At 67.5% G+C, this 16,026-nt stretch carries 17 protein-coding genes; 9 read left to right on the top strand and 8 right to left on the bottom strand.

What is annotated here, in order from left to right:
- Positions 1-60 precede the first annotated feature (60 nt).
- On the top strand, positions 61-831 hold the full coding sequence (locus tag BC358_RS13050) for a 3-hydroxybutyrate dehydrogenase (RefSeq protein WP_066154381.1): 771 nt from the start codon (positions 61-63) through the stop codon (positions 829-831).
- Positions 832-834: 3 nt separating this feature from the next.
- Here BC358_RS13050 and BC358_RS13045 read toward each other — a convergent pair whose 3' ends face one another.
- Positions 835-1,575, bottom strand: a complete 741-nt coding sequence (locus BC358_RS13045; RefSeq protein WP_079366137.1) for an SIMPL domain-containing protein — start codon at positions 1,573-1,575, stop codon at positions 835-837.
- A 6-nt stretch (positions 1,576-1,581) separates the two neighbouring features.
- Positions 1,582-1,875, bottom strand: coding sequence for a hypothetical protein (locus BC358_RS13040; RefSeq protein ID WP_127806285.1), 294 nt, complete (start codon positions 1,873-1,875; stop codon positions 1,582-1,584).
- Between the two features lie 168 nt (positions 1,876-2,043).
- Between BC358_RS13040 and ompR the strand changes: the two genes are divergently transcribed.
- Positions 2,044-2,775 carry a two-component system response regulator OmpR gene (gene ompR, locus BC358_RS13035; RefSeq protein ID WP_066154387.1) on the top strand — a complete coding sequence of 244 codons (732 nt, stop codon included), beginning with the start codon at positions 2,044-2,046 and terminating at the stop codon, positions 2,773-2,775.
- Positions 2,775-4,184, top strand: coding sequence for an ATP-binding protein (locus BC358_RS13030; RefSeq protein ID WP_066154390.1), 1,410 nt, complete (start codon positions 2,775-2,777; stop codon positions 4,182-4,184). Before ompR ends, BC358_RS13030 begins: the two co-directional genes overlap by 1 nt.
- 12 nt (positions 4,185-4,196) lie before the next feature.
- On the opposite strand, the gene ispF is transcribed toward BC358_RS13030, so the two are convergent.
- Together ispF and ispD are read right to left on the bottom strand one after the other, a co-directional pair.
- The gene (gene ispF, locus BC358_RS13025) at positions 4,197-4,709 is read right to left on the bottom strand and encodes a 2-C-methyl-D-erythritol 2,4-cyclodiphosphate synthase (protein ID WP_066154393.1); all 513 of its coding nucleotides are present in this window, start codon (positions 4,707-4,709) and stop codon (positions 4,197-4,199) included.
- Positions 4,706-5,419: a 2-C-methyl-D-erythritol 4-phosphate cytidylyltransferase gene (gene ispD / locus BC358_RS13020; RefSeq protein ID WP_143434291.1), complete on the bottom strand. Its 714-nt coding sequence runs from the start codon at positions 5,417-5,419 to the stop codon at positions 4,706-4,708. Before ispD ends, ispF begins: the two co-directional genes overlap by 4 nt.
- A gap of 83 nt (positions 5,420-5,502) precedes the next feature.
- Between ispD and mfd the strand changes: the two genes are divergently transcribed.
- The 4 genes from mfd to BC358_RS13000 all read left to right on the top strand — a co-directional run bounded on the left by mfd (position 5,503) and on the right by BC358_RS13000 (position 10,940).
- Positions 5,503-8,994: a transcription-repair coupling factor gene (gene mfd / locus BC358_RS13015; RefSeq protein ID WP_079366134.1), complete on the top strand. Its 3,492-nt coding sequence runs from the start codon at positions 5,503-5,505 to the stop codon at positions 8,992-8,994.
- 117 nt (positions 8,995-9,111) lie between these two features.
- Entirely contained in the window at positions 9,112-9,618 is a 507-nt protein-coding gene (locus BC358_RS13010; protein WP_079366133.1) for a DUF4405 domain-containing protein, read from the top strand.
- A 36-nt stretch (positions 9,619-9,654) separates the two neighbouring features.
- Positions 9,655-10,371, top strand: a complete 717-nt coding sequence (gene serB, locus BC358_RS13005) for a phosphoserine phosphatase SerB (RefSeq protein WP_079366132.1) — start codon at positions 9,655-9,657, stop codon at positions 10,369-10,371.
- Positions 10,368-10,940: a protein disulfide oxidoreductase gene (locus tag BC358_RS13000; protein ID WP_127806280.1), complete on the top strand. Its 573-nt coding sequence runs from the start codon at positions 10,368-10,370 to the stop codon at positions 10,938-10,940. The genes serB and BC358_RS13000 overlap by 4 nt, the downstream gene beginning before the upstream one ends.
- 24 nt (positions 10,941-10,964) lie before the next feature.
- Here the strand turns inward: BC358_RS13000 and BC358_RS12995 are convergent, their stop codons facing one another.
- A complete protein-coding gene (locus BC358_RS12995) occupies positions 10,965-12,335 on the bottom strand; it encodes a TrpB-like pyridoxal phosphate-dependent enzyme (protein WP_179130075.1) in 1,371 nt (456 codons plus the stop codon).
- A 141-nt stretch (positions 12,336-12,476) separates the two neighbouring features.
- On the opposite strand from BC358_RS12995, the gene BC358_RS12990 reads away from it, so the two are divergent.
- Positions 12,477-13,511, top strand: coding sequence for an AraC family transcriptional regulator (locus tag BC358_RS12990; protein WP_179130074.1), 1,035 nt, complete (start codon positions 12,477-12,479; stop codon positions 13,509-13,511).
- Between the two features lie 48 nt (positions 13,512-13,559).
- On the opposite strand, the gene BC358_RS12985 is transcribed toward BC358_RS12990, so the two are convergent.
- Entirely contained in the window at positions 13,560-13,919 is a 360-nt protein-coding gene (locus BC358_RS12985) for a translation initiation factor Sui1 (RefSeq protein WP_066154413.1), read from the bottom strand.
- A 36-nt stretch (positions 13,920-13,955) separates the two neighbouring features.
- Between BC358_RS12985 and BC358_RS12980 the strand changes: the two genes are divergently transcribed.
- The gene (locus BC358_RS12980) at positions 13,956-15,194 is read left to right on the top strand and encodes a DEAD/DEAH box helicase (RefSeq protein WP_079366129.1); all 1,239 of its coding nucleotides are present in this window, start codon (positions 13,956-13,958) and stop codon (positions 15,192-15,194) included.
- Between the two features lie 81 nt (positions 15,195-15,275).
- Here the strand turns inward: BC358_RS12980 and BC358_RS12975 are convergent, their stop codons facing one another.
- Positions 15,276-15,611, bottom strand: coding sequence for a DUF6172 family protein (locus BC358_RS12975; RefSeq protein WP_066154419.1), 336 nt, complete (start codon positions 15,609-15,611; stop codon positions 15,276-15,278).
- A gap of 54 nt (positions 15,612-15,665) precedes the next feature.
- The gene (locus BC358_RS12970; RefSeq protein WP_079366128.1) at positions 15,666-15,974 is read right to left on the bottom strand and encodes a hypothetical protein; all 309 of its coding nucleotides are present in this window, start codon (positions 15,972-15,974) and stop codon (positions 15,666-15,668) included.
- Positions 15,975-16,026 lie beyond the last annotated feature (52 nt).

The following is a 16,026-nucleotide window of genomic DNA, read 5'->3' as shown; positions in this document are numbered from 1 at the left end:
GACTCCGTGATAATGGTTTGCATGTTGTTCAACCGATCGTAATGGAACTGGAGATCCCTCATGCTTGCCAACAAAACCGCCCTCGTCACCGGCTCGACCAGCGGCATTGGACTGGGCATCGCCAAGGCGCTGGCTCGACAGGGTGCGAACATTGTTCTCAATGGTTTCGGTGACTCTGAAGGCCCGCAGGCAGAGATCGCAGCCCTGGGTGTGCAGGTGGCCTACCACGGCGCGGACATGAGCAAGCCGGCCGAGATTGAAGACATGATGAAGTTCGCGGCCAGCCGCTTTGGCCAGGTCGACATCCTGGTGAACAACGCCGGCATCCAGCATGTGGCGCGCGTGGAGGACTTCCCGGTCGAGCGCTGGGATGCGGTGATCGCCATCAATCTCTCCAGTGCGTTCCACGCCACCCGCCTGGCGCTGCCCGCCATGCGCGCAGCGAACTGGGGACGCATCATCAATGTGGCCTCGGTCCACGGTCTGGTCGCGTCTGCGGAGAAGTCGGCCTACGTTGCGGCCAAGCATGGGGTGGTCGGCCTGACCAAAGTGACCGCCCTTGAAAACGCGACCACCGGCGTGACCTGCAACGCAATCTGTCCTGGCTGGGTGCTGACACCGCTGGTGCAGAAACAGGTGGATGCCAAGGCTGCGGCACTTGGCCTTACCAACGAGGACGCCAAGAAGCAGTTGCTGGGCGAGAAGGAGCCATCGATGCAGTTCACCACCCCCGAGGAGTTGGGCGAACTGGCGGTGTTTTTCTGCTCACCAGCCGGCGCCAACGTGCGTGGCGTGGCCTGGAACATGGACGGTGGCTGGGTGGCGCAATGAACCTCAGCGCAGCTGGACCGAGCCCGACACCGAGACCGTGACCAGGCTCTTGCCCGCCTCGACAGGAATGGAGGCGTCGGCAGGCGCCTGGGCCACCGACGCGGCTCGCATCCGGTACATCGGTCGCTCGCCCTGGTCGGCGGGGCTGACCGACACCTCCCGCAGGGTGTAACCCTCGAAGCCGAAGGCCTTGGCCACCTCGACTGCCTTGGCCTTGAAACGCTCAATGGCCGATGCCTGAACCTCGGACTCGAGCTTTTGTTGCGCTTCGCGGGACAGCGAGAAGGCCACGTTGCCGACGCCCATGGAAGTGATCTTCCCCGCGGTGGTGCTGATGCGGACAAAGTCCCGCCCCTCCAGCACCAGCTCCGCCGATCCCTGCCAGCCCACGATACGTCCGTTGCTGCCATGGCGCGGATACACACCAAACGATCCAGTTCTCACCTCCAGTTGCTGAGCGGAGGCCTGTGGTTTGGCAACCGCCAGAGCGGCATCAACCGCTTGTCGCAACTGGCTCTGCACTGCAGCAGCATCACTGCCATCGCGCGAGGTGCTCAGGGTCATCGTGACCCAGTCCTGAGGCACTTCAAGCTGTGCGCTGGCAGACACCACCACCACATTGACCGGAGCGACTGCAGGCAAAGGTTGGGCAAAAGAAGCGCCAGCACCCAGAAACCCTGAAAAAACCAAGGCGAGCACGCCCGCCTGGTGACACGACGATGCCACCCGCAGATATTTGTTCATAGCCGGTTATTTTGATTGAGCGGACTGCTCTGGCAGACCGCGAAGCTGTTCGCGCATGCGCTGCCGCTCTTCAGGAGACAGCCGAAATGGTTTGCTGGCGGCATAGCCATCGCTGAGCGGCTGTCGCAGGGAATCGCGCAACCGTGTGGTCACCGGGCGTCCTTCCTGGATCTCGGCGGGCGACACCGCCACAGGCTCGGAGGCCAGGGGCTGGGCAGGCTGCTCCCGCAACTCCAACGCGGCAGAGAGCAATGGCGCCCCCAGCAGCATCGCGGACACAGAGTATTTATGGTTGATCATGGTTCTGGCTGAACTGAACGATGAAGGCATTCTGAGCGGGCCTCTGGTAACGGTGTGCGGGGGTCGGGCAACAGATGTAACAGCCTGTCAAAAAACCAAAAAACAAGCCCTGACAAGCACTTGGCGCTGCCACAATCGCCTTTGTTACATTTACCGGGAGTTGCTTCCATGCCACAAAACACCACCCGCCCGAACAAGATCCTGGTGGTCGATGACGACGTCCGCATCCGCGACCTGCTGCGCCGTTACCTGATGCAGGAAGGTTTCGAGGTCATGCTGGCCGAGGACGGCAAGGCACTGAACCGAGTATTGCAGCGCGAGGCCGTGGACCTGATCGTGCTGGACCTGATGATGCCGGGTGAGGACGGCCTGTCGATCTGCCGGCGCCTGCGCGCCAACGGCGACCGCACACCGATCATCATGCTGACCGCCAAAAGCGAGGACGTGGACCGCATCGTCGGCCTGGAGGTGGGCGCCGACGATTACCTGGGCAAGCCGTTCAACCCGCGTGAGCTGCTTGCCCGCGTCCATGCGGTGCTGCGCCGCCGCCCTCCGGCCGAGGTGCCTGGTGCCCCCTCGCAGGATGCGGAGGTGGTCAATTTTGGCCCGTTCGAGTTCGACCTGAGCCTGCGCACCCTGCGCAAGGACGGCGCCGACCTGCCGCTGACCACGGGCGAGTTCGCCATGCTCAAGGCCCTGGTGCGCCATCCGCGCCAGCCGCTGTCCCGAGAGAAGCTCGCGCAACTGGCCCGCGGCCGGGAGTTCGAACCATTTGACCGCAGCCTGGACGTGCAGGTGTCCCGCCTGCGCAAGCTGATTGAAGAGGACGCTGCGTCGCCCCGCTACCTGCAGACGGTTTGGGGCGTGGGCTATGTGTTCGTGCCGGACGGCAACGCCTGATGATCGACGAATCGCGGGTCCCCACCTTCGAAACCGAGCCGGCGGCGCTGGAGACGGCGTCCGCTCCGCTGGAGAGCAAACCCGCGCGCGAGGTGAGCCTGTTCTGGCGCACCTTTTTCTTGCTGTCGCTGCTGCTGGTGGGCTGCATCGTGGCATGGCTCCAGACATTCCGGGCGCTGGAATACGAGCCGCGCACGCTGCAAAGTGCGCAACAGCTGGCTTCCCTGGTGAACCTCAGCCGTGCGGCACTCGTGCACTCCGACTCGATTGCCCGTGTGTCGCTGGTCAAGACCATGGCCGACGAGGAGAAGGTGAGGATCGCCCCTCGTGAGCCGGGTGACAAGTTCCGGCTCTACGACGCGGACTCACTCAGCAGGACGGTCAGCGCCCAGCTCAGCGCCAGGCTGGGCCCTGACACCGTGGTCGCTCGCGAGGTCAACGGCACGCCGGGTCTCTGGATCGGTTTTTCCATCGACGGTGACCCGTACTGGCTGCAGGCCGACCCGTCTCGGGTGGAACTGGTGACCGGCAAGACCTGGCTGATCTGGCTCGCCACCGCCGCCGTGCTTTCGCTGATGGGTGCTGCGCTCATTGCACGCCTGATCAACCGGCCGCTGCAGAAGCTGTCGTTTGCCGCGAGCCGTGTGCGAGACGGCGACTTCAACTCCAGCCGACTCAACGAGGCCGTGGCCACGAGTGAAATCCGGCAGGTGAACATCGGGTTCAACCAGATGGCGCAGCGGCTGTCCAAGATCGAACAGGACCGCGCCCTGATGCTGGCCGGCATCTCGCACGACCTGCGCACGCCGCTGGCGCGGCTGCGTCTGGAGACCGAGATGAGTGTGGCCGACGCGGAAGCGCGAGAGCACATGTCGGCCGACATCGAACAGGTCAATGCCATCATCGACAAGTTCCTCGACTACGCACGGCCGGACCACATGGAGCCTCAGCGCGTGAGTCTCAACGAGGTCATCGAGGCCGCCGTGTTTGCGCTGGGCAACCAGCCCGACGTGGCGGTGAAGACCAGCATTCCTGACGACACCTGGGTCATGGGCGATGCGGTTGAACTCAACCGCGTGTTCTCCAACCTGCTGCAGAACGCCGTGCGCTATGGCCGCAACCAGACGACCGGTGTGGCCGAGATCGACATTGGCGCCAAGACCAAGGACCAATGGGTGCTGGTCAAGCTGCGCGACCACGGCCCAGGTGTCAATCCCGAGATGCTGAGCCAGCTCACACAGCCATTCTTCCGTGGCGACGCCTCTCGCAGCGCCGCCACCGGCACAGGCCTGGGCCTGGCCATCGTCGAGCGCGCCATTGCCCGCATGGGCGGTCGCTTCGCGCTGGCCAACAGCAGCTCCGGCGGGCTGGCCGCCCACATCAAGCTGCCGGTCGGCAAAACCGCCTGATGCAAACCGGGCTCAGCCCGGCCGGCGCACCAGCAAGGCAACCGCCCGGGCCTCGATCGACAGGCCCTGCCCGACCGGGCCCAGCTTCTCGGCGGTCTTGGCCTTCACATTGACCGACTCCACGGGCAGGCCCAGCGCCTGGGCTATGCGCGCGCACATGGCCGGAATGTGCGGGCCGAGTTTGGGCGCCTGGGCCACCACCGTGCTGTCGATGTTGCCGATCTCGAAACCCGCCTCGCGCACGCGCCGAGCGACTTCGGTCAGCAGCACGATGGAATCGGAACCCTTGAAACGCGGGTCTGTGTCTGGGAAGTGACGCCCGATGTCGCCCAGCGCCGCCGCGCCCAGCAGGGCGTCGGTGATGGCGTGCAGCAGCACGTCGGCGTCCGAATGGCCCAGCAGGCCGGCCGTGTGGGGGATGGTCACGCCGCCGATGATCAGCGGCCGTCCGGGCACCAGGGCGTGCACGTCCCAGCCTTCACCGATGCGAAATGGAATGGACGGGGGGATGGTGGCTGCGCTCATGTTCGGCTTGAAAGAATGGCTTCGGCGAGGGCAAAGTCTTCGGGGTAGGTGACCTTGAAATTCTGCGCACTGCCCGGCACCAGCAGCGGCCGGTGTCCGGCCATCTCCATGGCGCTGGCCTCGTCGGTCACACCGGCGAAGCCGCTGTCGGCCTGGGCGGCGAGCGCGCTTCGGAGCATGCCGAGCCTGAACATCTGCGGGGTCTGCGCCAGCCATTTGTCCGAGCGGTCCACTGTCGCGGCCACGCGTCCCTCGCATTCGGTCTTCAGCGTGTCGGGCAGCTTGAGTGCGAGCAGCCCGCCCACCGGGTCGCCCTCGCAGGCGCTGATCAGCGCCTCAATCTGCTGAGGTGTGATCAGACAGCGCGCCGCGTCGTGCACCAGCACCCAGTCGTCGTCGGCGGCACCTTTGGCGCGCAGGGCATCCAGGCCGTTGTACACGCTGTGCGCACGGGTCGCGCCGCCACAGCGCGCGAGCTGCAGATCGGGCTGATCGACGCTCAGGAAGCGGTCATCCGGCGCCACAACCAGCACCGTCTGCTCGATGCGGGGAGCCGCGCTGAACGCTGCCAGGGTGTGCAGCACCATGGGCAGGCCGGCGACGGTCTGGTACTGCTTGGGGCCAGCGGTGCCCGCGCGCGAACCGGTGCCGGCACAAGGCAGCAGCGCGTGGCAGCGCACAGAGGTCGGGGTGTTTTGGAAAGCACTCATGATCGGTCCGGGCATTCTAGAATCCCCCACTTCACCCCCCTGTCCCAACGACCGGGGGGTTTTCGTCATTTGCGCCTGAATCCATGGACCTGCCCAAGCTCAAACCCGGCCAACGTTTCCACCTGCCCCGTCCCGTCGGCGCGGCCGATGCCCTGCTGCTCGCGCAACTGGCGGCGCGCGAGAAAGCCGCTGGCAGGCCCGTGGCCATCGTGACCGCCGACGCGACCGATGCGCAGCGCCTGATGGACGAAATGGCGTTCTTCTCGCCCGAACTGCGCTGCGCCCTCTTCCCCGACTGGGAGACCCTGCCCTACGACGCCTTCTCGCCGCACCAGGACCTGATCTCCGAACGCCTGGCCACGCTCTGGCGCATCCAGCAGCGTGACAAGGACACCGGTGCCGACGTGGTGCTGGTGCCCGCCACCACGGCGCTGTACCGGCTGGCGCCACCCTCGTTTCTGGCGGGCTACACCTTCCAGTTCAAGGTCAAGCAGAAGCTCGATGAAGCGAAGCTCAAGGGCCAGCTCACGCTCGCCGGCTACAGCCATGTGACGCAGGTGGTGAGTCCCGGCGAATACGCGGTGCGCGGCGGCCTGATCGACCTCTTCCCCATGGGCTCGCAGGTGCCCTACCGCGTCGACCTGTTCGATGACGAGATCGACTCGATCCGCACCTTCGACCCCGACAGCCAGCGCAGCCTCTACCCCGTGCCCGAGGTTCGTCTGCTGCCCGGCCGCGAGTTCCCGATGGACGAGGCGGCGCGCGCGCGCTTCCGCAGCCGCTGGCGCGAATTGCTTGAAGGCGATCCGACCAAGAGCCGCATCTACAAGGACATGGGCAACGGCGTGGCTACCGCCGGCATCGAGTACTACCTGCCCCTGTTCTTTGAAGAGACCGCCACGGTCTTCGACTACCTCGGCGTGCAAGCCACGGTGGTGCTGCACGGCGACCTGGAGCCCGCCTTCCAGCGCTTCTGGCGGGACACGCAGGACCGGTACCGCCTGGTCAAGGGCGACCCCGACCGCCCCGCCCTGCCGCCCGAGAGCCTGTTCCTGTCGATAGAGCAGTTCTACGGCGAGGCCAATGCGCATGCCCAACTGGCGATCCGGCCCGCGGTGGAAGACATCGCCGACAACGCGTTCGCGCAGAAGCTGGGCGAGCTGGCCGCGGTGCGTGGTGCCGAAGACCCGCTGTCGCGCCTGCACGGCCACATCCGCAACACCGCCCACCGGGTGCTGCTGCTGGCCGAGAGCGACGGACGGCGCGAGAGCCTGCTGGATTTCCTGCGCGCCAGTGGCCTGAACCCGCCGGCCTTCGATTCGCTGGCCGAGTTCCAGACCAGCGACGAAAAGGTCGGCATCGCCACCGCGGGCCTGACAGTGGGCTTCTCCTGGCTGGAAGCCGGCATCGACTTCGTCACCGAGACCGAACTGTTCGCCGCCGGCCCGACCACGCGCCGACGCAAGAAGCAGGAACAGGTCAGCGACGTCGATGCGCTGATCAAGGATCTGAGCGAGCTCAACGTGGGCGACCCGGTGGTGCACAGCGCTCACGGCATCGGGCGCTACCGCGGCCTCATCAACATGGACATGGGGGACAAGAACCCCGACGGCACGCCCGCGCTGCAGGAGTTCCTGCACCTCGAATACGCCGACAAGGCCGTGCTCTACGTGCCGGTGAGCCAGCTCAGCCTGATCGGCCGCTACACCGGCGTGAGCGCCGACGAGGCGCCGCTGCACAAGCTGGGCAGTGGCCAGTGGGAAAAAGCCAAACGCAAGGCGGCCGAGCAGGTGCGCGACGCCGCCGCCGAGCTGCTGAACATCTACGCCCGCCGCGCCGCCCGCCAGGGCCATGCGTTCCGCTTCTCGGCGCAGGACTACGAGATCTTCGCCAACGACTTCGGCTTCGAAGAGACGGCCGACCAGAAGGCCGCGATCCACGCCGTGATCCAGGACATGATCAGCCCGCAGCCCATGGACCGCCTGGTCTGCGGCGATGTGGGCTTCGGCAAGACCGAGGTCGCCTTGCGCGCTGCGTTTGTGGCCGTCACCGGCGGCAAGCAGGTGGCGTTTCTGGCGCCCACCACCCTGCTGGCCGAGCAGCACTACCAGACTCTGGTGGACCGCTTTGCCAAGTGGCCGGTGAAGGTGGCGGAGATGAGCCGCTTCCGCTCACAGAAGGAAATCACCGCTGCGATGAAGGGCATCAGCGACGGCAGCGTGGACATCGTGGTCGGCACCCACAAGCTGCTGTCGGAGAAGACCCAGTTCAAGAACCTGGGCCTGCTCATCATTGACGAGGAACACCGCTTCGGCGTGCGCCACAAGGAGGCGATGAAGCAGCTGCGCGCCGAGGTGGATGTGCTGACGCTCACCGCCACACCGATCCCGCGCACGCTGGGCATGGCGCTGGAGGGTCTGCGCGACCTGAGCGTGATTGCCACTGCGCCGCAGCGCCGCCTGGCCATCAAGACCTTTGTGCGCAACGAAGGCACGGGCGTGATCCGCGAGGCTGTGCTGCGCGAGTTGAAGCGCGGTGGTCAGGTCTACTTCCTGCACAACGAGGTCGAGACCATCGAGAACCGCAAGCAGAAGCTCGAAGAAATCCTGCCCGAAGCGCGCATCGCCATCGCGCACGGCCAGATGCCCGAGCGCGACCTGGAGCGCGTGATGCGCGACTTCGTGGCGCAGCGCTACAACCTGCTGCTGTGCTCGACCATCATCGAGACCGGCATCGACGTGCCCACGGCCAACACCATCGTGATGAGCCGCGCCGACAAGTTCGGCCTGGCCCAGCTGCACCAGCTGCGCGGCCGCGTCGGCCGCAGCCACCACCAGGCCTACGCCTACCTGCTGGTCCCGGACATCGAGGGCCTGACCAAGCAGGCCGCGCAGCGGCTGGACGCGATCCAGCAAATGGAGGAACTCGGCAGCGGCTTCTACCTGGCCATGCACGACCTGGAGATCCGCGGCGCCGGCGAGGTGCTGGGCGAAAACCAGAGCGGCAACATGCTCGAGGTCGGCTTCCAGCTCTACAACGAGATGCTGAGCGAGGCCGTCAAGGCGCTCAAGGCAGGGCGCGAGCCGGACCTGCTGTCGCCCCTGTCGGTGACCACCGACATCAACCTGCACGCCCCCGCCCTGCTGCCCAACGACTACTGCGGCGACGTGCACCTGCGCCTCTCCTTCTACAAGAAGCTCGCCACGGCCAAGACGGCCGACCAGGTCGACGGCCTGCTCGAAGAAATCGTGGACCGCTTCGGCAAGCTGCCACCGCAGACGCAGACCCTGATCGATGTGCACCGTCTGCGCGTGCTTTCAGCTCCTTACGGCGTGGTCAAGGTCGATGCCGCGCCGGGTGTCATCAACATCACGTTCCGCCCCAACCCGCCGATCGAGCCGATGCGCATCATCGAGCTCATCCAGAAGAACCGGCACATCAAGCTGGCCGGCAACGAGAAGCTGCGCATCGAGCGCGCCCTGCCCGAGGTCAAGGACCGGGTGCAGATGGTGCGCGACGTGCTGCGCTCGCTGGGCCAGCCGCTGAAGACGGAAGCCACTGCCGGCGCGGCTTGATCTGCATCAAAAACAGGAGCAGCACCGGCCGACGTTCACCAGCCGTTCACACAGCGGCGACCAGACTTCAACACAGAGGCTCCAGCATCGGAGCTTTCAACTTGAAGGAAGAAAACAATGAACCTGTCCGCCCAACGCCCCTGGATCACGCCCGTCGTCATGGGCGCCTTTTTGCTGTCCGCCGTCACCGGCGTGCTGATGTTCTTTCACCTCGACTCGGGCCTGAACAAGACCGCGCACGAGTGGCTGAGCTGGGCCATGGTGATCGGTGTCGGCCTGCACGTGCTGCTGAACATGCCGGCGTTCAAGCGCTATCTGAAGCAGACCACCGGCCGGGTGGTCATCGGCTCTTTCGCGCTGATCCTGGCACTCAGCTTCATCCCGGCCGGCGGCAGCAGCGGCAGCGAACCCGGCTTCGCGCCGCCGGTCCGTGCGCTCGCCAAGGCCCCGATCACCGTGCTGGCCCAGGTCGCCGGCACCAGCACCGAGGACCTCAAGGCCAAGTTGCAGGCCCAGGGCCTGACCGTCACCAGCGACCAGCAGTCGGTGGCCGATCTGGTGGGGCCGGACCTGCGCAAGCAGATCGGCACCATCTCCAAGGTGCTGCCGGCGGCCAAGTCCTGATCGGGGCGTCATCCCGGCTCCCGCGATAATTCCGGGATGACTTCCTCCATCGAATTCGCCCCCGGCCTGACCGTGCAGGGCGTCCAGCCGCCCCTGAACCTGCGCGACTTCAAACTGATCGCGTTCGACATGGACTCCACGCTGATCAACATCGAATGCGTGGACGAGATCGCCGACGCCGCGGGCCGCAAGGCCGAAGTGGCGGCGATCACCGAGGCCGCGATGCGCGGCGAGATCACCGACTACAAGGAGAGCCTGCGCCAGCGCGTCGCCCTGCTCAAAGGCGTGACCGAGGAACACCTGGCACACGTCTACCGCTCGCGCCTGCGCCTGAACCCCGGTGCGGCCGAGCTGGTGCTGGCCTGCAAGGCCGCCGGGCTGAAGGTGCTGCTGGTCAGCGGCGGCTTCACCTACTTCGCCGAGCGCCTGCGCGACCGCCTGGCGCTCGATTTCGCGCGCAGCAATCAGCTGGAGATCGTGAACGGCCAGCTCACCGGCCGCATGCTGGACCAGAGCTGGGGCGACATCTGCGACGGCGCGATGAAGAAGGAAACCCTGCTGCGCACCTGCAGCCTGATCGGCTGCTCGCCGGCGCAGGCGATCGCCATGGGCGACGGCGCCAACGACTTGGAGATGATGAGCGTGGCCGGGCTGTCGGTGGCCTACCGCGCCAAACCCAAGGTGCGGGCGCAGGCCAAGGTCGCCATCGACATGGGCGGGCTGGATCGCCTGCTCGAACTGTTCCACGCATGAGCTTGTCCAGCCGCCTTCGTGCGTGGGCGGCGGGCCTGCGGCGCGACTGGAAGCGCCACATCCGCTCCCTCGCGCTGTTCGCGGGTGTGCTGCTGGCGGTGCAGCTCTGGCAGACGCGCGATGTGGCCGGTGGCCCGCTGCCTGGTGCGGCGTTGGACGCACCGCTGGCGGTGCTGGCGGGCGGCGGCGCGCGGCCCAGCAGCCTGCGCGCCGAGATCGCCGCGCTGCAAGCGGCTCACCCCGGCCGGAACATCGGCCTCTACGTCTGGGCCGACTGGTGCCCGATCTGCAAGACCATCCAGGGCACGGTGAACGGCCTGACGCAGGACCACCCGGTGATCACCGTCGCCATGCAGTCCGGGCCGCCCGAGAAGGTGTCCCGCTATATGGCCTCGCGCGGCCTGGCCTGGCACACCGTGGTCGATCCGCAGTCGGCCATCCCGGGCGCGCTGGGCTTCGGCGCCGTGCCGGCCTTTGCCGTGATCACGCCAACAGGCGAGCTGCGCTGGCCGACCGTGGGCCTGACCAGCGGCTGGGGGCTGCGGGTGCGCCTCTGGCTGGCGCGCTGAGGCCCTCCGCCCCCTTTCAGTTCATCAGGCCGGTTCCGGCACGCTGGGCAGACCGGACAGCGCCATCGCCAGCTCCTTCTCGTCGTACTGCTCGTCCTTGAGCTCGCCCGCGAAGTACTTCTGGTAGGCCGCCATGTCGAAATGGCCGTGGCCGCAGAGGTTGAACAGAATGGTCTCGCTCTTGCCCTCGCGCTTGCAGCGTAGGGCCTCCTCGATGGCGCCCTTGACCGCGTGGTTGGCCTCGGGTGCGGGCACGATGCCTTCGGCGCGCGCAAAAGTCACGCCGGCCTCGAAGCACTGGCCTTGGGTGTAGGCGGTGGCTTCGAGCAGGCCCAGTTCCTTGCAGTGGCTGACCAGCGGCGCCATGCCGTGGTAGCGCAGGCCGCCGGCGTGGAAGCCCGGCGGCGTGAAGGTGCTGCCCAGGGTGTGCATCTTGGTCAGCGGCGTCATGTGGCCGGTGTCGCCGAAGTCGTAGGCGTACTTGCCGCGCGTGAGCGACGGGCAGGCCGCGGGCTCCACCGCGACGATGCGCGATTTCCGACCACCGCGCAGCGCATGGCCGATGAAGGGGAAGGCGATGCCCGCGAAGTTGGAGCCGCCGCCGGTGCAACCCACCACCACATCCGGCCAGGCGTCGGCCATCTGCAGCTGCTCCATGGCTTCCAGACCAATGATGGTCTGGTGCATCAGCACGTGGTTGAGCACCGAGCCCAGCGCGTACTTGGTGTCCTCGCGCTGCACCGCCAGTTCCACCGCTTCGGAAATGGCGATACCCAGGCTGCCCGGATGGTCGGGCCGCTGGGCCAGCACGCTGCGGCCGTACTCGGTCTGGTTCGACGGCGACGGCAGGCAGCGCGCGCCATAGGTTTCCATCACCGCACGGCGGTAGGGCTTCTGGTCGTAGGACACGCGCACCTGGAACACCAGCACTTCGAGGTCAAACAGCGAGCCCGCGAACGACAGCGAAGTGCCCCACTGGCCGGCACCGGTTTCGGTGGTCAGGCGCTTGACGCCGGCCTGCTTGTTGTAGAAGGCCTGCGGGATGGCGGTGTTGGGCTTGTGGCTGCCGGCGGGGCTGACGCCTTCGTACTTGTAGAAGATCTTGGCCGGCGTGCCGAGCACCTTTTCCAGCCGGTGGGCGCGGTACAGCGGGGCCGGACGCCAGAGCCGGTAGATGTCGCGCACCGGTTCGGGAATCTCGATCTCGCGCTCGGTGCTGACCTCCTGCATGATCAGTTCCATCGGGAACAGCGGCGCCAGGTCGTCGGGGCCGATGGGCTGCAGCGTGCCGGGGTGCAGCACGGCCGGCAGCGCCTTGGGCAGGTCGGCCTGGATGTTGTACCAAAACTTGGGCATCTGGTTTTCGTCGAGCAGGTACTTGGTTTGCAGGCTCATGGCGGATCTCCTGAAAGGATGAAACAGGGTTGAACAGCGGACCGGACCATTCTGGAATCAGCCCGCCGCCACGACCATCCGCGAAACGAACCCGGGTATCCGATAAGTGCAAAACCCCGGGTAATCACTAGCATGCGGCGCATGGCCCCCAGCCCCGCCCCGTCCCCGGTCCACGTGCCCTGCTGGCTGGACCGCAGTGCGCCCGCCGGAGCGGCTTGGGCGCCGCTGTCGGTGCTGGCCTCGGACGACCTGTACGAAACCCGCGACCAGATCGCGCGCATCTACAAGCCGCACGACCTGTCGGTGATCGGCAGCCGCCAGAGGGTGCGTGCCCGCATGCACCACCGCGCGCTCGGCCCTTCGGTGTCGCTCAACCGACTGGCCCACGGCGCCGCGGTGCGCATCGACCCGGACCGGCTGGACGACTTCTTCCTGGTGCAGATGCCGCTGGCCGGCGAGGCGGCGGTGTGGCACCAGAACGCGCGGCACCTCAGCGCCGTGGGCGAAGCGACGGTGATCTCGCCGCAGGACGCGGTGCGCATGGAGTGGTCGTGCCATTGCGACCAGTTCATGCTGCGCATCGACCGCCAGCGGCTGCTGCACGTGGCGGCGGCCATCAGCGGCAGCGAACCGGCCGCCACCTTGCGGCTGGCGCCGCGGCTGGACCTGCGCCAGGGTTCGGGCGCGCACTGGTGGCAGCTGATGCACTACCTTGCCGCGCTGCTGCAGCCGGGCGGCGAGCATCCGTCGACGGGTCTGCACACGGCGATGCTGGAAGACCATGTGCTGGCCATGCTGCTGCGGGTGGCCTGGGCGCCGGCCACGGTGAGCCGGGCGCCCGCCAGCGCGACCGTGCCCAGGCTGCGGCAACTGGAGGATCACATCGAAACGCACCTGGACCAGCCGCTGACCGTGGCCGACCTGGCGCGGGCGGTCAACAGCAGCGTGCGCCTGGTGCAGCAACTGTTCGCCCGCGAGCGTGGCACCACGCCCATGGCCCACATCCGCCGGCTGCGGCTGGAACGCGTGCGCCACGACCTGCTGCACCCCGGCCCGGACACCCGCGTGCTGCAGACCGCCGCACGATGGGGTTTTGAGCACCCCGGCCGCTTCGCCGCCGCCTACCAGCAGGCCTACGGCGAAAGCCCCAGCGCCACCCTCGCGCGCAGCCGCTGACCCGGATTTTTTCCTGCTGCCTGCTGGCCTTGAACGCTCAGCGACTGCTCAGCCGCCCGCGCGTTTGACCGTGTGGCCCTGGGCCTTGAGCGCCTCGATCACGCGTTCGACGTGGTCACCCTGCACCTCGATCACGCCATCTTTCACCGTGCCGCCGGTGCCGCAGAGCGTGCGCAGCTGCTTGCCCAGCGCCGCCAGACCCGCCGCATCGAGCAGCGCCCCCTTGACCACGGTCACGGCCTTGCCGCCCCGGCCCTTGGTCTCGCGCGAGACGCGCAGCACGCCATCGCCCTTGGGTACAGCGGGTTCGCCGCAGCGGCAGGCCGCCACCGGCTGGCGGCAGCCGGGGCACATGCGGCCCGATTCGGTCGAATAGACCAGGCCACCGGAAGAAGCTCGTGATTTCATGGGCCGGGATCGTAGCGCGTCGCCGACAATCGCCCCATGCCGTTTTTCTCTCTGGGCCTTGAGCCCGCTCTCGCCCAGGCCGCTGCCAACCTGGGTTTTGCCGCCCCCACCCCGATCCAGACCGAGGCCATCCCGCCGGTGCTTGCCGGCCGAGACCTGCTGGCCAGCGCCCGCACCGGCTCGGGCAAGACCGCCGCCTACGCCCTGCCCCTGCTGCAGCGCTGGCTGGACCGGGCGGACACCGGGCCGCGCCGCACGCGGGCACTCGTGCTGGTGCCCACGCGCGAGCTGGCCGCGCAGGTCGGCGAGGTGCTGCGCTCGCTGGCGCAGGCGCTGCCCCGGCGCCCGAAGCTGGTCGTCGCCTTCGGCGGCGTCTCGATCAACCCGCAGCTGATGGCGCTGCGCGGTGGCGCCGACGTGGTGGTCGCCACCCCTGGCCGGCTGTTGGACCTGGTGGACCACAACGGCCTGCGGCTGGATTCGGTGGATCTGCTGGTGCTGGACGAGGCAGACCGCCTGCTCGACCTGGGTTTCGCCGACGAACTGGCGCGTGTGCGGGGCCTGCTGCCGACGCAGCGCCAGAACCTGCTGTTCTCCGCCACCGTGCCACCGGCGGTCGAAACCATGGCGCTGCAGCTGCTGCACGACCCGGTGCGGGTGGACGTGCCAACGCCGGACGATGACGCCGACGCACCGCTGGTGCAGCAGCGCGCCTTTGCGGTCGACGAGAAACGGCGCACCCAGCTGCTGCGGCAGCTGATGAAAACCGAGGGCTGGAAGCCGGTGCTGGTGTTCGTGGCCACGCAGTACGCGGCCGAGCGCCTAGCCAACAAGCTGCACCACGGCGAGGTCTACGCCACCGCCTTCCATGGCGGACTGAGCCAGGGCGCACGCCAGACCACGCTGGGCGAGTTCAAGGCCGGGCGCTGGGACGTGCTGGTGACGACCGACCTGGCCGCGCGCGGCATCCACATCGACGGTCTGCCGGTGGTGGTGAACTTCGACCTGCCGCGCTCGGCGGTGGACCATCTGCACCGCATCGGGCGCACCGCCCGAGCGGGTCAGGCCGGCCTGGCGGTCAGCTTCGTGACCGCTGCGCAACTGGCGCACTGGCACCTGATCGAGAAGCGCCAGGGCCTGAGCCTGCCGCTGGAAACGGTGGAAGGCTTCGAGCCGACCGAAACGCCGCCACCGCCCGCGCCAGGCAACGGCGGAGTCAAGGGCAAGCGGCCGAGCAAAAAAGACAAGCTGCGCGCACAGGCAGCGAAACCGTAGCCCCCACGCTCCGCCGCTTCGCGGGTCGCTGCCCCCTGAGGGGGTGCGTTTCGCCTTGGGGCGGCCCGGCGGCGAAACCCCTTACTCTTCGTCGCTGGTCTGTTCACCGGCAGCTTCGGGCGCCGTACCCGCCGGGCGCGGCTTGCGCACGCCGGGCTTGGCCAGCAGCTCCACATAACACTGCGTGGCGCCGTCCTTGGCCAGCGCGTCCAGCAGGTTCATCAGCTCGCCCGGATGCACCACCTGCGCGCTGTCCTTGTCGGCGCCGAAGCGGCAGTCGAAGTCCCAGAAGTCCGCACCCTCGGGCAGATCGCGGCGGCGTTCGCGCTTCTGGTATTTGCGGATGTCGTGCTTGACGGCGTCGAGCACGCGGTCGGGGTGCTTGCCCTCGGGGCGCAGCGGGTAGGTTTTTCTCATGGATGTCCTTGGGTTGGGTGCGTTCGCCCCGGCAGGACGTGAAACGGACCCGGATTATGCGGGCAGCACGATGTCGTAGCCGCCTTCGTCCAGGTGGCGGTGCGGGCCGAACACAGCCTCCAGAGCCGCGGCTTCGGCCATCTGCCAGTGCTCCAGCACCGTGCGCTCCTCGACCGTCAGCGCCTCGGGGTCGGGCGTCTCGCCGTGCTGCGCGACGATGCCCAGATAGGCGCGGTAGACCGGCGCCACCAGCGCCGCATCGCCCAGCGCCGCCTCCAGCGCATCGCGGAACAGGCGTTCAGCGGCCTGGCGCTGGCCCGGCGGCGTGTCGTCGGGCACGTGGAGCTTGAGGGTGTAGGTCATGGCGGGGCGGCAGGCACAATGCCCGATTATCCCGCGCCGCCCCGACCTCCTG

Source organism: Hydrogenophaga sp. H7 (assembly GCF_002025745.1).
In the GTDB taxonomy this organism is placed as follows: domain Bacteria; phylum Pseudomonadota; class Gammaproteobacteria; order Burkholderiales; family Burkholderiaceae_C; genus Hydrogenophaga; species Hydrogenophaga pseudoflava.
The sequence above is the reverse complement of the archived record's forward strand: the minus strand, read 5'-3'. Positions and strand labels throughout refer to the sequence as shown.

Bases quoted from the DNA above. Each gene is read 5' to 3' on its own strand.
- BC358_RS13050 (WP_066154381.1), top strand. From the start codon at position 61: ATGCTTGCCAACAAAACCGCCCTCGTCACCGGCTCGACCAGCGGCATT.
- BC358_RS13045 (WP_079366137.1), bottom strand. From the start codon at position 1,575: ATGAACAAATATCTGCGGGTGGCATCGTCGTGTCACCAGGCGGGCGTG.
- BC358_RS13040 (WP_127806285.1), bottom strand. From the start codon at position 1,875: ATGATCAACCATAAATACTCTGTGTCCGCGATGCTGCTGGGGGCGCCA.
- ompR (WP_066154387.1), top strand. From the start codon at position 2,044: ATGCCACAAAACACCACCCGCCCGAACAAGATCCTGGTGGTCGATGAC.
- BC358_RS13030 (WP_066154390.1), top strand. From the start codon at position 2,775: ATGATCGACGAATCGCGGGTCCCCACCTTCGAAACCGAGCCGGCGGCG.
- ispF (WP_066154393.1), bottom strand. From the start codon at position 4,709: ATGAGCGCAGCCACCATCCCCCCGTCCATTCCATTTCGCATCGGTGAA.
- ispD (WP_143434291.1), bottom strand. From the start codon at position 5,419: ATGAGTGCTTTCCAAAACACCCCGACCTCTGTGCGCTGCCACGCGCTG.
- mfd (WP_079366134.1), top strand. From the start codon at position 5,503: ATGGACCTGCCCAAGCTCAAACCCGGCCAACGTTTCCACCTGCCCCGT.
- BC358_RS13010 (WP_079366133.1), top strand. From the start codon at position 9,112: ATGAACCTGTCCGCCCAACGCCCCTGGATCACGCCCGTCGTCATGGGC.
- serB (WP_079366132.1), top strand. From the start codon at position 9,655: ATGACTTCCTCCATCGAATTCGCCCCCGGCCTGACCGTGCAGGGCGTC.
- BC358_RS13000 (WP_127806280.1), top strand. From the start codon at position 10,368: ATGAGCTTGTCCAGCCGCCTTCGTGCGTGGGCGGCGGGCCTGCGGCGC.
- BC358_RS12995 (WP_179130075.1), bottom strand. From the start codon at position 12,335: ATGAGCCTGCAAACCAAGTACCTGCTCGACGAAAACCAGATGCCCAAG.
- BC358_RS12990 (WP_179130074.1), top strand. From the start codon at position 12,477: ATGGCCCCCAGCCCCGCCCCGTCCCCGGTCCACGTGCCCTGCTGGCTG.
- BC358_RS12985 (WP_066154413.1), bottom strand. From the start codon at position 13,919: ATGAAATCACGAGCTTCTTCCGGTGGCCTGGTCTATTCGACCGAATCG.
- BC358_RS12980 (WP_079366129.1), top strand. From the start codon at position 13,956: ATGCCGTTTTTCTCTCTGGGCCTTGAGCCCGCTCTCGCCCAGGCCGCT.
- BC358_RS12975 (WP_066154419.1), bottom strand. From the start codon at position 15,611: ATGAGAAAAACCTACCCGCTGCGCCCCGAGGGCAAGCACCCCGACCGC.
- BC358_RS12970 (WP_079366128.1), bottom strand. From the start codon at position 15,974: ATGACCTACACCCTCAAGCTCCACGTGCCCGACGACACGCCGCCGGGC.